The organism is Salinivirga sp., from assembly GCF_055145285.1.
Window position 1 is genome coordinate 180,281 of sequence record NZ_JBSRDC010000062.1, and the last position, 14,821, is coordinate 195,101.

Below are 14,821 nucleotides of genomic sequence, written 5' to 3' on the forward strand. Positions count from 1 at the left end.
TATTTTTTGATTTTTAACGGCCGCAAAGATAGTATTAATTTAATTGCCAGCCGTTTATTCCTCCAGCATTTTTTCCAAATCTATATTTCTTTCTAATATTTCTACTGTTTTGGTTGTAGATCCTTCCGCAAACATAAACTTCCCGGTAATAATGAACGGAATATCCTTTTCCAGTTTACCTTTGATGGGCGACAGAATATAGCTCACAACAAAATGGTTTACCCTGGGCATATTCATCCAGAGGAATTTGGCTTTTCGGTTCGATTTGTTAAAGATAAAAATTGCACTGTTACTTACTAGACTGTGGGCTGTGTAGTTTGCAGGAATGGATTCCTCCAGTTTGCCGAAGCCGGTCAGATCACCTTTGTTCACCAGTATATTGATAACTGCCTGGCCGCTGTCGTTCAAATAAGGTTTTTGTCTTATGGCACTCAGGCCCAGCTCTCTGATGTAGCTGTATTCAAATATTACACTGTCTGCTGTGGTAATATTGTCTGTTTTTTTCACGGTAATGATATGTGGCCGTGGCTCGGAACGGTAAGATCCATCTTCGGTTGCCAGAGACATTTCGCCCCTGATAACTTTGTAACCTTCCATGTTGGGTGCTGCTTTTAGTGCAAACGAGACGGTTATGTGTTGCTCGTCAGGCATTTCGAGCCATACAATTTTGATTTGTGAACCATCAAACTCAAATTTGCCATGTGCTGATTTTTTTTCAATAGGTGTAAAGCCACTGGGAATATTTACTAAAAGTCTTCCAAAACCTTGCAGGTCGTTTTTGTCTATGTGAATATTAACCATGAAATCAGAGCCGGAGTATACTTGATCCGGTGCTTTCACGTTTAGCGAAATGTTTTGTGCCTGGATAAGATAGGGTATTAATAAGATTGATAGCGCAAAAAACTTTTTCATTTTAAATTGTTTTGTGTTTATGGTACACCCAGGCAATTCATCATTTTTGGATGAATGCTTTTCTACTATTTCCATAAAAATTGCGTACTAAAACCCGATGAACCAATTAGCTGTCAAACCTAAGGAAAAAAATGAAATAGCGAAAATTTTTCCGCTATATCAATGTGCAGTTGTGAATTATTTTTTATTTTTCTGAGCGAGCATTTCCTGTAATTCTGAAAGTTCGAGCCATCGTAATTCTTTTTCCTCGAGCTCCTTGTTTATTTGCTCATAAAGCATGGAGTTTTCTGCTATTTTTGATGGTTCATTGTCAGGGTTTTCCAGCTCTTTTTCTATTTGTTCTTTTTGTTGCGTAAGCTTTACTACCTCCTCATCAAGTTGTTCTAGTTCTTTTGATTCTTTAAACGATAGCTTTTTTTTCTTCTTGTTCTTATTGGGCGACTCTTTTTGCTTATTGTTCTGTGCTTTTTTTGATTCTTTTTTGGTTGTTTCTTCCTGACTACTTCTTAGTTGAGAATAGTTACCCGGAAAATCTTTTATTGCGCCAGATTGATCAAAAACAAACAAGTGGTCTACGATGCGGTCCATAAAATATCGATCGTGGGAGACCACCAGTACTGATCCTGAAAATGCTTCCAGGTATTCCTCGAGTACGCCCAGCGTCATAATATCAAGGTCGTTGGTGGGTTCGTCCAGGATCAGGAAATTCGGATTGGTCATGAGTACGGTGAGCAGGTATAGCCGCCTTTTTTCTCCTCCACTTAATTTGTGGACACGCTGATAATGCATTTCATTGGGGAACAGAAACTGGTTAAGAAAGCGTTCAACGGCCATTGTTTGTCCGTTTCCCAGGTATACCACTTCTGCTACTTCTCTGGCAATGTCGATAACACGCTTTTCTTCATCAAAAAACATCCCTTCCTGGCGGTAATAAGCAATTTTAATGGTTTCTCCATAATCGAGTTCTCCTTTGTCAGGATTTAGGTCGCCGGCAATAATGTTTAAAAGTGTAGTTTTTCCTGTGCCATTTGCGCCTACTATTCCCACTTTTTCCTGCCTTTGAAAATCGTAGGAGAAATTGTCAATAAGTTGTTTGTTGTCAAAACTTTTTGAAATGTGATGCAGGTTAATGACCTTTTTTCCCTGGCGCCGGGAAGCACTTTTAATGTTTAATTCTTCTTCTTTTTCTTGTCTGGATACTTCTTTAAGGTGATCTACTCCATCTAAACGATACTTTGCTTTGGTGCCGCGGGCTTTGGGCATCCTGTTGGCCCATTCCATTTCGGTTTTAAGTTTGCTTTTTGCTTTTTGCGTTTGTTGGGCAATGGTTGCGTAGCGCTCGTTCCGTTTGTCCAGGAAATAATCGAAATTGCCATTGTAGGAGTGGATCCCCTGCTGGTCGATTTCCAGAATTCGGTTACATACACTGTCGAGGAAATAGCGATCGTGCGTGACCATGAGCATGGTTGTGTTGGCTGTTTTGAGATGTTGCTCCAGCCACTCAATACTTTGCAAGTCGAGGTGGTTGGTGGGTTCATCAAGTATAATGAAATCGGGTGAGTCAATAAATGCTGCTGCTATGGATAACCGTTTTCGCTCGCCACCGGAAAGTTGCTTTATCGGTTGATTAAAGTTGTCGAGTCCCAGGTTGCCCAAAATTTGCCGGAGACGCGTTTCCATATCCCATGCCAGGTTGGCATCCATCTGTGTGATGGCCTGGTTTATGGAATTTTCATCGCCTTTAATCAGCGCCAGCTCGTAGTTTTTTAATACCTGTTTGTTATGGGAGCACTGCTCTAGAACGGCGTCCAATAGTGTATGGTCTTCTTTAAAAATGGGTTCTTGTGGTAAAAAACTTATGCTAATGCCTTTTTCCATTATTATTTGGCCGGTATCGCATGTTTCTAAACCTGCAATCATTCGGAGCAGGGTTGTTTTTCCTGTTCCGTTTTTAGCGATTAAAGCTGCTTTGTCGCCTTTTTCGAGTGAAAAAGAGATTTCACTGAAAAGCGAGCGTTCGCCAAAAGATTTCCCTACGTTTTCAACCTGGATTAAACTCATTTAGATTTTTTTTTCTGTGCAAAAATAAAAAAAAGGGAACGAATTCCTTCATTCCCCGTTTGATGCTCATTAATAAAGTTTTAGATTTCGAGTTTGTGCAAAAGATTCAGGGCGTACTCAATGTCTATCGGTTTATACAAATATTCAACGGCCCCCAGGGCCTTAGCCTTTTGAATATCATCCTGTTCTGTTTTTGCACTAATAATAATAACTGGCACATGTCTGGTTTCTTCGTTCTTTTTTATTTCTTCTAAAACATCAAATCCCGATTTCTTTGGCATCATCAAATCAAGAAATATTACATCGGGTAGTTGCTTGTTAATTTTATCAATAGCTTTATTCCCGTCCTCCGCAATATTAACTTTGTAACCATTTTCTTCAAAAAAACTCTCCATCAAAAAGGTGGAGGTGGAAGAATCATCTACAACTAATATTTTTTTTCTTGTTTCCATAGAAATTAGGTATTTATACAAAGTAACAAAAAAAGCCTTTGCTTCTTACAATTTATCAGATAACTTTTTACAATACTTATTGTCGATTGTAGCAGAAAATAATATGATACAGATCAGAACAAAATATGAGCTGCTTTGTGACTTAAGTGTAAATAGTTAATTTAGCAACTATAGTAAAAATACTGTATATAAAATCCAATTAAAATGCTAAAAAACCTTTTTGAAGATAAGCACATAATTAATTACAGTAAAGGAGAAACATTATGTAAACAAGGCGCCATTGCCAATCAGTTGCTGTTGATTGAAGATGGATTTGCCAAGATTTACCTGGAGCATAAAAATAAGAATATAATACTCAGAATTTTAAGAACTGGTGATTTCATAGGTCTTGACAATCTCCACCACGATGAAATATATAGTTTTTCGGTTTCGGCTATTTCTGCCTGTAGCGTAAAATCTATAAGCTTTGCGGAGCTTCACAAATATTTGAATGAAACAACAGCTTTGAATCGGGAGGTTATCGGTGACCTTAATGCATATACTACCGGGTATTTTTTCAGGTTTATAAGCCTAACACAAAAGCAATTGCACGGAAGGTTGGCTGATGCTATTATTCATCTTGCCGAAGAAGTTTATAAAAGCAATGATTTTGAACTACATTTGAGCCGTAAAGATATTGCCGATTTTACAGGTATGTCGACAGAAAGCGCCATACGAATTATTAAAGAGTTTCATAACGATAAGCTAATCGAATTATATGGGAAACGACTCAAGATTATTAGTATGAAGCTTTTAAAAAAATTGAGTGATTTGGGCTAAACAGAATTGTATGAAAGATTTTGATTTGTACCGTACCATCGACGGGCCATCAGAAGGTGTTTTTAAGGACAAAGGCAGTAAGTTTTATGCTTTTGCTTATCCAATTAAGACTGAAGAGGAGTTTAAGGAGAACCTGAGTTTTTTGAAAAAAAAATACTATGATGCCCGCCATCATGTGTATGCATTTCGTTTGGGTGCCGATAAAAAAACTTACCGTGCCAGCGATGACGGGGAGCCCGCCAATTCATCAGGCCCACCCGTTATGGGGCAAATTCACTCCTATGATTTAACCAATATTATGATTGTAGTGATTCGGTATTTCGGCGGAACAAAACTGGGTATCCCCGGGCTAATAAATGCTTATAAGACGGCAGCAGCCGATGCTTTGGAGCATGCTAAAATAATAAAGAAGACTGAAAAAAAGATTGTAGCCATTCATTTTGAATATCCCGATATGAATCTGATTATGCGGTTCATTAAAGAAGAGCATCTCGATGTAGTTGAACAGGATTTTCAGCTGAGCTGTACCATTAAACTAAACGTGCGAAAAAGGGATGTGGAAAATGTCATTGAGCGTGTTAATAAACTTGAAAAAGCAACAGCAGAAATTTTATAAATGGAATTACTTGAAAAACTTTGTCAGATTCATGCACCCTCGGGGGAGGAATTCCGTGTGCGTGATTTTGTCGTTGATTATGTGAATAGCAATAGTGCTCAGTGGGAGCAAAAACCGCAATTATATTACGGTGATGGTTACCAGGATTGTTTATTAATGGTTTTCGGAGAACCTCGTTGCGGGGTTATGGCTCATATGGACAGTGTGGGTTTTACGGCGGGGTATGGTAACGAATTAATTCCCATTGGCAGCCCGTCGACAGGTGAAACAGCCGTTATCAGAGATCAGCGTGGCAAAACCGCTGAGGTTTATTACGATAACATGGATAAAAAATGGGTTTTGAAGGATGATATAAACCTGCAACCCGGCTCAACCTGGACATGGCAACCTGATTTCTCTGTGACAGAGCATATGGTGCTGTCCCCATTTTTGGATAACCGTTTGTCTGTGCACATGTTGCTAAAAATAGCCCCACAGCTTAAAGATACAGTGGTGGCTTTTAGTACCTATGAAGAAATGTCGCAGGCGGGTAAAGCCGGCTTTTTGGCCAAGAGAATGTATGAGCAATGGCAAATAGATAAGATTTTGATTGCTGACATTACCTGGGTTACCGATTATGTAAAAGCGGGCAGTGGAGCTGCCATTTCTTTACGTGATGTGGGTATACCAAGAAAAATGTTTCGCGATAAAATTGTTGATATGGTAAAGGCTTCAGGTGTATCATATCAACTCGAAATCGAAAAGTCAGGCGGTAGCGATGGTACAATGATCGGAGCCTCTGATTATCCGATAGACTGGATTTTTATTGGTGCCCCTGAGATTAATCCTCATGGCTCGATAGAAAAAGTTCATTTGGCTGACATAGAAAGTATGATGGGCATCTATAAGTATCTGTGCAACCGTTTATAGGACTATTGAATGTTCCCCGAAAACTTCTGATTATTTAATCATAAATGCAGCCTGGTAGAAATTATTTACGCCTCCAAGCACCTCGTAGTTTACATAAAAAGATTTACTCCATTCTGTAAATGCCTTAAATTCATGTAGTGGCACATTAAACTCATCGAAGAAGAGAATGTCGCCGGGTTTAAGGTAGGGTGTGATAAGTGTTAATACATACAGCGTGGCCGTGTACAAGTCTGCATCCATGTGTATTACCTTGCGTTTATCTGCTTTGTAGTTACTTAAAAACGGGATGAGTGTTTGCTGAAAAAGCCCGGTAAAATATTCATGCCGGGTGTCGTTGATTTCGGGCGGTTTATTGCCATTGTCCATGTCGCCCTTTTTAAAAGGGCCCCAATCCTCGGGTAGTCCTGTGAATGTGTCGAATCCATAGAAACGTGCATCTTCATGTTTAATTCGGTTAATCCACCATTTAAAAGAGGACCCGGCGGCTACCCCAAATTCAAGGTAATCGATAGCAGTATCGAGTTTTTGCTGCTCAATTACATGTTCGTACAACGCTTCTCTTTTATTATAGGAAAATTTCCATGAGTAAAAGTCATGAAAGGTGCCTTTTTTATTTTTGGCTATCCACTTTGAAAGGGCTGCTATATGACCGAAAAAAATCAGAATTCTACCGGGAACAAATCTGTCTAACCTTAATACGAAAAATAATCCTTTTGCTTTTCCCCGAAGTCTGAGTGGTTTCATAGTATTACAATTTAATGATGTGTTGGGTAATTTTTAAAACAGGCGCATGTGCACCGGCTGACAAAAATAATATTTTTTCTATGGTTACCATATTTTGTTACTGATTAGCTGAAGGATAGTCGTACGTTTTTCTCTGAGGGAACTGCATGCCCTGTTAGAATTATAAAACTCGTGAAACTTATTGTTTTTTAATTTGTTACCAAATTAATCGAAATTACGGAATAATGCATAAAACCGATATCATAACCCAATGTTTAGCATGTAATAGTACAGATTTACAGCCATTTATTACCACCAAAGCACAGATGCACCACAAGGAGGAAACCTTTTCATTTGTCAAATGTAGTGGCTGTGGTTTAATTGTGCTCAATCCGCGTGTGGAGCAGGATAGCTTACATAATTATTATTTAGACTATTATTTGCCATTTCGTGGACCATCTGCATGGGGGCGTTATGCACCTCTTGTGGATAGGAACCTAAGCAAAAGCGACAGCAAACGGGTCCAGATTGCAAGGAAAGCATTGGCATTTGACCAGCATAGTAAAGTTTTGGATGTGGGTTGTGGAAAACCTACATTTTTAAAAAAGCTGAATGAGGCTACCGGAGCCTATTGTAAGGGGATTGATTTCAGTGATGAAGGATGGAAGCATGAACCGGAAGAATATCAAAATATTGATCTTGAGGTGGCTGAATTTCATGGGTTTTCAGCGGGAAAAACTTTCGATTTAATTACCATGTGGCATTATCTTGAGCATGACTATCAACCACGGGAAACTTTACGTAGCATGAAGCAGGTTGCCAACGAAAACACAAAATTGCTCATTGAGGTGCCTAATCATGACTCATGGACCAGAAAATTGCAGAAATCTCACTGGGAAGGCTATCACACACCGCGGCATACTGCCGTTTACACGCCTGAAACCATAACCAGGCTGTTGAACAATAGCGGCTGGAAGGTGGAAAACGTAAAGCCTTATGGTACCCTGGATCCGTACCCGCTTTTCTGGATGGGGCGACAGGAGAAGCGTGGCATAGACTGGAGCCAATCAATGGAAGGAAAGTTTGTAGGTTTTGTAGCGGGCATGTTACTCACAGCGCCCATTTTCATGCTAAAAAAGTGGCTGTCTGCTGGCATTATGACCATTGTGGCAACACCTGATTCTGATCATTAAAACGGCAAAAGTTTTTTGCCCTCCCATGTTCCTTCAGACCTGAATGGGCGGAAGCGCGCAAAAAGCTCCTCTGTGTACCAATTCAGCTCTCTGGTTTTTTTTACAACGCGTATATGTTCCTGGTTTTTATAGGCAAAGTCTAACATGGATTTTTCATCTTTCCACAAACTAAATGTGGCCATCTGCTTTATAGGCCATTCACCCACGCCTTTAGCATAAATCAATCCATCGTATTTCTCTAACGATTTACTGGTGCCGGGTACATAACGCCAAAACCGAATTAAATGCTTAGTTGCAATGGTTGCTCGTGTAATTACAGCCGTATAATCACCCAGAATATTCGCTTCAGGTTTAAATGGATTTTGTTTTGACCACATTCCATGAGATTTTATGGGGTGCATAAAAACTGTAAATTGCTCAATGCTTTTTTTACGATATAGCTTATGCAATTCACCCTCATTCAGAAAATCATCAGCCTGTTGCTTATTTTTCCAAACGCAAAGCAGGGCATATGTAGAAAAATCTGCTGATACCTTAAATCCATTACCCGAACCCGTTCCCATTAATTTATAAAAGGTCAGACCATTTACATTTTTTAAATATTTATGGGCAAATTGCATCATCTGAAAAGCCCAGAATTTATTTTTGAATCCTTTGTATTTGTTTAATGTGACTGTAACTACAGGTGGTTGCATAGAATCATTTATTAGGTTATTCAAATATAGTAATAAATAAAAGACGGTTTTTATAAACTCTATTTTTGATGATTTCTGAATTACTTATCCTTTGTGGAACCATAGCGTCGGGTTTATTATCTGTTGAGTGTGCTGTGTTTTAATAACTTTTCTTTAACATTTCTTGTCATACACTTGTGAAACGATATTTTTTTTATAAATTCGTGGAAGTTAGGGGAGTAATAATGCTTTCAAATTTTAGACTTATTAATCATTAAAAGAATTACTGTTATGAAAAAGATTTTATTTGTATTAGCCATCGTGGGCTTGTTTATCGGATGCAACAATTCAAAAACCGACAAGGATGAACAAGCAACAAAAACAGAAATGCAAGATGAACAGCAACAAGAAGCTGTAGAAAATGATGAAGCTCAGGAGATGGAATCTGACACTGCCACTGCTGAGGCAGATGTTGTTGAAAAAGAGGCAGAGGAGCAAGAAGAAGTAAAAACTGAGGAAGTTGAAAAGAAGGCAGTTGAAGAAGAGACAAAAGTTGAGAAAAAGGATGCGGCAAAGAATAATCCGTCCTAACTTGACAAAAAACAAATAAAGGCTGTTGGAGTAATTCTGGCAGCCTTTTTTGATTGCTCAATATTTCGGAAAACTGAGCAGCAAAGCCTTATTTACTAAAATTTTTCAACCTGTTGTTGCAAAAAAATATAATTATATGCAGATTGTATCAATACGTAGTAATTTTTATTATGTTTGTGTTATATTAGGAATAAGGTATCCTTATTTCTGTAATGTATGGAATTATTAAAATTTAAACAATTATGAGAAAGTTACTTTTTATTTTGGCGATAGCCGGGTTGTTTGCTGCCTGCAATTGCTCTGAAGGTCAGGAAGCAAATGAGCAATCTGCAACAGAAGTCACGGAGAAACATTCGGATTGTGCTGGTGAAAAAACTGATCAGGAAGCCAGATCGGATTGTGATGGTAAAGAAACGGCTAATGTAAAGGAATCTAAAACTGATTGTTGCGACAGTAAGACTCAAACGGATTGTGAAGAGGAGGCAAAGAGCTCTGATTGCGATACGGATGAAAAAGCAGAAAACGTAGCAGGTAATGTGCCTTGCTAAAAGTAAGATTTATTAAGAAAGCCGGTTCAAAACTTCGAACCGGCTTTTTTTTGAGTTTATAATATCTAATGATAGCAATTTTTTAAAATCCCGGGTTTTCTTGGAGGCACTACTTAACAAAAGTAAGCGCTTTATCAATCGCATTTTGAATGCCGTTGGGGTCTTTCCCTCCGGCTGAGGCAAAGAATGGCTGGCCACCGCCGCCACCTTTCATCTCTTTGGCAGCTTCGCGAATGATATTTCCTGCATGCAGGTCTTTATCTTTTACAAGGTTTTCTGATATCATTATGCTCAAATTGGCTTTTCCATTTATTGCTGCTCCAAGCACTAAAAACAGGTTGTCAATTTCATTCTTCAATTGGAAACTCAGGTCTTTAAGATGTCCTGCATTATCAACGTCAACCTGCGCTGCAATAACATTGATGCCGTTTATCTCTTCTTTTTGTTGCAATAGATCACTTTTTACAGACATTGCTTTTTCCTTTGCGTACTCTTCAAGCGCTTTCTGCATTTGTACATGTTCCTGCTGTAATTTTTCTACTGCGCCGGCAAGGTTTTTCTGGTTATTAAACAATGCACCAATGGCTGCCAGTTCCTGCTGTTGTTTGCGTACCATTTCCAGGGCTTTTTTACCTGTAATGGCTTCAATGCGGCGTATGCCTGCTGCTATGGCTGTTTCAACGGTTATTATTAAAAGCCCGATTCTACCTGTAGCTGAAACGTGGGTTCCTCCACACAATTCAACTGAGTCTCCAAATTGTATAACCCGGACCTGATCGCCATATTTTTCGCCAAACAATGCCATGGCGCCCATGTCTTTGGCTTTTTTTATTTCCACATCACGGTGCTCATTCAGTGGGATATCCTGCTGAATAAAATCATTTACAATATCTTCAACCTCCTCAATCTGCTCACGGGTCATCTTTTCGTAGTGTGCAAAGTCGAATCGGAAGCGGTCGGCTTCTACCAGCGAACCTTTTTGTTCCACGTGCTCACCAAGAACTTTGCGTAAAGCATAGTGTAGCAAGTGTGTGGCAGTGTGGTTGGCTTCTGTCTGGCGGCGTTTCGACTCGCTTACTACAAGCGTCATTTCTGTTTCCGGGTTTTCAGGCAATGCTTTGGTGAAATGCACAGTCAAATTGTTTTCCGATTGTGTATCGATGATGGGGATTTTTTGCCCGTCAACTTCAATATAGCCGGTATCGCCCACCTGACCACCCGATTCGGCATAGAGAGGTGTTTCGGCAAAAACAAGCTGATACAGATCTTTGCCTTTGACTTTAACCTTCCTGTAGCGTAAAAGATGGCTTTTGATTCTGGTTTGTTCGTAACCTTTAAAAGTTACTTCGGTTGAAGGGTTCAGAATTGTCCAGTCTTTGGTTTCTATTTTCGAGGCCGAGCGTGAACGGTCTTTTTGCTTTTTCATTTCGGCTTCAAAGCCTTTCTCGTCTATTGAGTAGCCATTTTCTTTGGCTATAAGCGCTGTCAGGTCGGTAGGGAAACCATAAGTATCATAAAGTTCAAATACCGATTTGCCGTCCAATGTGTTGGATCCACTTTGTTTTATTTTTTGTATTTGCTTATCGAGCAAGCTAATGCCGGTCTCCAGTGTGCGTAAAAAGGTGCTCTCTTCCTCATGTATTACTTTGGTAATGATGTCTTGCTGGTTTTTTAGTTCAGGGAATGCATCTCCCATTTCTTTTACCAGTATTTTAACAAGTTTACTGATAAAGGGCTCGCTTTGCCCCAGAAATGTATATGCATATCGCACTGCACGACGTAATATGCGGCGAATTACATAGCCAGCTTTATTGTTCGAAGGCAACTGCCCATCGGCAATGGCAAAGGCTACAGCGCGCAAATGGTCAGCAACCACACGCATTGCAATGTCTGTTTTTTTATCTTTACCGTAAGACTTTCCTGAAATTTCAGCAATTTTTTGAATGATGGGTTGAAATACATCCGTGTCGTAATTGGAAGTTTTATCCTGCAATGCCATACAAAGGCGTTCGAATCCCATTCCTGTATCTACATGTTTTGCCGGTAGGGGTTTTAATTCACCACTGTCTAAACGATTAAATTGCATGAACACGAGGTTCCAGATTTCGATTACTTGCGGATGATCCTGGTTAATCAGGTCAACAGCATCTCTGGTTTTACGGTCTTCATCACTGCGAAGATCAATATGGATTTCTGAGCAAGGGCCACATGGACCTGTTGCTCCCATTTCCCAGAAGTTGTCTTTTTTAGACCCATTTAATATTCTGGATTCGGGTAAATAGGCGTTCCAGTAGTTTGCGGCTTCATCGTCTCTCGGTAAATTATCTTTCGAATCTCCTTCAAATACTGTGGCGTATAGTCTTTCAGGTGTTATTTTGAATACATCTGTTAGAAGTTCCCATGCCCAATCGATAGCTTCTTTTTTAAAGTAATTGCCAAACGACCAGTTGCCAAGCATTTCAAACATTGTGTGATGGTAAGTGTCGTGCCCTACTTCTTCGAGGTCATTGTGTTTTCCTGAAACGCGCAGGCACTTTTGGGAGTTGGCTACTCTTGGATGTTTTACTTCTTTTTGTCCAAGAAATTGGTCTTTAAACTGATTCATCCCGGCATTTACAAACATTAAAGTCGGATCGTTTTTTACCACCATGGGTGCGGAATCAACAATCTCATGCTGTTTCGATGCAAAAAAGTCTTTAAATGCTTGTCTTATATCATTTGCCTTCATCATTTTTCTGCTGCTTTATTGATTTAGAATAAATTAATTATTGTAATTTTAAGCAATTTCAATTAGTTTTGCTTTTTCAATTTCGTGCACAAAGTAAATAAAAAAATGGCAAAGTCCAGATATCGCTTTAATCCGGAAACACTTCATTACGAAAAAATTGAGCTCACGCTCAAGGAGCGTATTGTAAGAGCGCTGCCCAGGGTTTTTGCTGTAATGATTATAACATCATTTATCATCTTCTTGTTGTCAGACTTTATTGATACGCCTCAGGAACTGCAACTTAAACGTGAGAATGACCAGCTTCGTTTTCATTATGAAATGCTCAATCAGCGTATGAACCAGGCTGAAGAAGCGCTGGCTGATATTCAGCGAAGGGATGAAAATATTTACCGGATTATTTTCGAAGCTGAGCCCTTAGCCGATGAGTATCGGAATCCCGGGGTGGGCGGAATAAATAAATATAAAAATATTGATCTTGATCTTATTGCCGAAACTTCCAAAAAATTAGATGCACTGTCACGGAGTATGGTCAGTCAATCTATGTCTTATGATGATATTATCGATTTGGCTAAAGCAAAAAAGAAATTTTTTAAATCTGTACCTGCCATAAGCCCTATGTCTGACAGAAATTTTAAGCGTTTTGCATCAGGATTTGGGTATCGTATTCACCCGATCTATAAAACACGTAAAATGCATACAGGTATTGATCTTTCGGCTCCACGTGGCACCAAAGTTTATGCAACAGGTGATGGTAAAGTGGTGAAAGCCGGTAAGTCGAGTGGTGGATACGGAAGGGTGATCATTATTGACCATGGTTTTGGTTACAAGAGTCTCTACGCACATCTTTATACTGTGGATATTCAAAGAAATAAGGAGGTTAAACGTGGTGAATTTATCGGAACAGTTGGAAATACAGGCAGAAGTATTGCGCCGCACCTACATTATGAAGTGAGATATAACGATAAACCCGTAGATCCGGTAAATTATTATTTCAATGACCTTACACCTGAAGAGTATGAGCAAATGCTCATTATTTCTTCAAGACCTAACCAGAGTTTTGATTAAGAGTTGTATTCAGACATGAGAAGATTTTTTTTACTTTCACTGTTCCTTTTTATTACATTTTTTCAGCTATTCGCACAAAAAGATACGATTGAAATTGCTGCCGTAGGCGATATTATGTTGGGTACTGATTATCCTGAAAGAAAGTACCTTCCCCCTGATGATAAGTGTGATATTTTACTTGAGCCCCTCATTTCTCATATTGACTCTTCTGATATTGCATTTGCTAATCTTGAAGGTGCTTTCGCTGATAGCGCAGAGCTCGTAAAACAATGCAATGATCCTTCGGTCTGTTATGCTTTTCGTACACCTCAAAATTATTTTTCGTATATCCAGAAAAGTGGTCTTAACCTGTTTAGCCTGGCCAATAACCATATGTTTGATTTTGGTATGCCGGCTGTAGACTCTACGCTGGCATTGATAGACAGGTCCGGGGCTTATACTGCAGGTGTTTATAAGCGGCCCTTTGCTGTATTTGTAAGGGATAGTGTTACATATGGTTTCACCGCATTTTCGCCCAATAAAGGAACAAATGATTTTCATGATACCCTACGTTTGGTTCGCATAGTGCAAGCGCTTGACGATACGGCCGATATCGTTGTTGTCTCGTTTCATATGGGGGCTGAAGGAAGCAAACATCAGCATTTGACACGCAAAACGGAGATGTATTATGGAGAAAATCGCGGAAACCCCTATAAATTATCTCGTAAAGTGATTGACGCTGGAGCAGATGTGGTGATTGGTCATGGTCCTCATGTACCACGGGCGTTTGATTTATACAAGGATCGCTTTATTGCGTATAGTTTGGGCAATTTCTGTACTTACAGCCGTATGAATCTTGATGGACCCAATGGTTTGGCACCGCTTGTAAAGATCAAAACCAACAGGGAAGGGAAATTTATAGAAGGCCAAATTGTTTCTTTTAAACAATATTACGGCAAAGGCATTATACTGGACGAATTCAATCGTGCAGCAGCTAAAATTCAGTCGCTCACTCGAAGCGATATCCCTGAATGTGTGCTACGTTTCGAAAAAAATGGTTATTTTAGTAAATAAAAAATATGCCGTACAAAGAACCTAAAATAGAAAAGTTGTTTTACTCAATGGGGGAAGTGGCTGATATGTTTAATATTAATGCCTCTACTATCCGGTATTGGGAGAAGCATTTCGATCATCTGAAACCACGAAAGAACAATAAAGGAAATCGGCAATTTACGCAAAAAGATCTCGATGATCTGAAAATTATATATTACCTGCTTAAAGAACGAGGGCTTACTATTAAAGGAGCTAAATCAAAACTTAAGCAAAATAAGAATGATGTTACTGATAATGCTAACATTGTTGAGCGCCTTCAAAAAATAAAATCCATGCTTGAGGAAGTAAAAGGAAATTTGTAACTATAAGATTAACCCCCAAACAACAAACCCTGCTTCTCGCAGGGTTTTGTGTTTACAAAAAAACCATTATTCATACTGGCAGTGGGGGCATGGCATGGGCTTGCGTTTCGATTTCAGATTAGTATTGAAATTAAAA

Annotated in this window: 15 protein-coding genes; 9 read left to right on the plus strand and 6 right to left on the minus strand. The window is 39.2% G+C overall.

Features of this window, described 5'->3' with window-relative positions; all coding sequences use genetic code 11:
• Positions 1-54: 54 nt before the first annotated feature.
• The 3 genes from ACTB0Y_RS13285 to ACTB0Y_RS13295 form a co-directional block, all read right to left on the minus strand.
• On the minus strand, positions 55-912 hold the full coding sequence (locus ACTB0Y_RS13285; RefSeq protein WP_463207315.1) for a hypothetical protein: 858 nt from the start codon (positions 910-912) through the stop codon (positions 55-57).
• Positions 913-1,089: 177 nt separating this feature from the next.
• Positions 1,090-2,973, minus strand: coding sequence for an ABC-F family ATP-binding cassette domain-containing protein (locus ACTB0Y_RS13290; protein ID WP_463207316.1), 1,884 nt, complete (start codon positions 2,971-2,973; stop codon positions 1,090-1,092).
• An 80-nt stretch (positions 2,974-3,053) separates the two neighbouring features.
• The gene (locus ACTB0Y_RS13295; RefSeq protein ID WP_463207317.1) at positions 3,054-3,425 is read right to left on the minus strand and encodes a response regulator; all 372 of its coding nucleotides are present in this window, start codon (positions 3,423-3,425) and stop codon (positions 3,054-3,056) included.
• Positions 3,426-3,629: 204 nt separating this feature from the next.
• Here ACTB0Y_RS13295 and ACTB0Y_RS13300 point away from each other — a divergent pair, with 204 nt between their 5' ends.
• Genes ACTB0Y_RS13300 through ACTB0Y_RS13310 form a run of 3 tightly spaced genes read left to right on the plus strand, consistent with a single transcriptional unit; the run spans position 3,630 to position 5,769 of the window.
• Entirely contained in the window at positions 3,630-4,244 is a 615-nt protein-coding gene (locus ACTB0Y_RS13300; protein WP_463207318.1) for a Crp/Fnr family transcriptional regulator, read from the plus strand.
• Between the two features lie 10 nt (positions 4,245-4,254).
• Positions 4,255-4,860, plus strand: a complete 606-nt coding sequence (locus ACTB0Y_RS13305; RefSeq protein ID WP_463207319.1) for an IMPACT family protein — start codon at positions 4,255-4,257, stop codon at positions 4,858-4,860.
• A complete protein-coding gene (locus ACTB0Y_RS13310; RefSeq protein WP_463207320.1) occupies positions 4,861-5,769 on the plus strand; it encodes a zinc-binding metallopeptidase family protein in 909 nt (302 codons plus the stop codon).
• A gap of 30 nt (positions 5,770-5,799) precedes the next feature.
• On the opposite strand, the gene ACTB0Y_RS13315 is transcribed toward ACTB0Y_RS13310, so the two are convergent.
• Entirely contained in the window at positions 5,800-6,513 is a 714-nt protein-coding gene (locus ACTB0Y_RS13315; protein WP_463207321.1) for a class I SAM-dependent methyltransferase, read from the minus strand.
• Positions 6,514-6,737: 224 nt separating this feature from the next.
• Between ACTB0Y_RS13315 and ACTB0Y_RS13320 the strand changes: the two genes are divergently transcribed.
• Complete coding sequence (locus ACTB0Y_RS13320) at positions 6,738-7,685, plus strand: class I SAM-dependent methyltransferase (RefSeq protein ID WP_463207322.1); 948 nt, start codon at positions 6,738-6,740, stop codon at positions 7,683-7,685.
• Here ACTB0Y_RS13320 and ACTB0Y_RS13325 read toward each other — a convergent pair.
• Positions 7,682-8,380 carry a hypothetical protein gene (locus ACTB0Y_RS13325; RefSeq protein ID WP_463207323.1) on the minus strand — a complete coding sequence of 233 codons (699 nt, stop codon included), beginning with the start codon at positions 8,378-8,380 and terminating at the stop codon, positions 7,682-7,684. The genes ACTB0Y_RS13320 and ACTB0Y_RS13325 overlap by 4 nt on opposite strands.
• A gap of 270 nt (positions 8,381-8,650) precedes the next feature.
• On the opposite strand from ACTB0Y_RS13325, the gene ACTB0Y_RS13330 reads away from it, so the two are divergent.
• Complete coding sequence (locus ACTB0Y_RS13330; RefSeq protein ID WP_463207324.1) at positions 8,651-8,950, plus strand: hypothetical protein; 300 nt, start codon at positions 8,651-8,653, stop codon at positions 8,948-8,950.
• A gap of 242 nt (positions 8,951-9,192) precedes the next feature.
• On the plus strand, positions 9,193-9,498 hold the full coding sequence (locus ACTB0Y_RS13335; protein ID WP_463207325.1) for a hypothetical protein: 306 nt from the start codon (positions 9,193-9,195) through the stop codon (positions 9,496-9,498).
• A 109-nt stretch (positions 9,499-9,607) separates the two neighbouring features.
• Here the strand turns inward: ACTB0Y_RS13335 and alaS are convergent, their stop codons facing one another.
• Positions 9,608-12,229, minus strand: a complete 2,622-nt coding sequence (gene alaS, locus ACTB0Y_RS13340) for an alanine--tRNA ligase (RefSeq protein WP_463207326.1) — start codon at positions 12,227-12,229, stop codon at positions 9,608-9,610.
• Between the two features lie 102 nt (positions 12,230-12,331).
• Here alaS and ACTB0Y_RS13345 point away from each other — a divergent pair, with 102 nt between their 5' ends.
• From ACTB0Y_RS13345 to ACTB0Y_RS13355, 3 genes are read left to right on the plus strand one after another with little or no spacing between them, the layout of a single operon-like run.
• Positions 12,332-13,291, plus strand: a complete 960-nt coding sequence (locus tag ACTB0Y_RS13345; RefSeq protein WP_463207327.1) for a peptidoglycan DD-metalloendopeptidase family protein — start codon at positions 12,332-12,334, stop codon at positions 13,289-13,291.
• Positions 13,292-13,306: 15 nt separating this feature from the next.
• A complete protein-coding gene (locus ACTB0Y_RS13350) occupies positions 13,307-14,344 on the plus strand; it encodes a CapA family protein (RefSeq protein ID WP_463207328.1) in 1,038 nt (345 codons plus the stop codon).
• Positions 14,345-14,349: 5 nt separating this feature from the next.
• The gene (locus ACTB0Y_RS13355) at positions 14,350-14,685 is read left to right on the plus strand and encodes a MerR family transcriptional regulator (protein WP_463207329.1); all 336 of its coding nucleotides are present in this window, start codon (positions 14,350-14,352) and stop codon (positions 14,683-14,685) included.
• Positions 14,686-14,821: the final 136 nt, after the last annotated feature.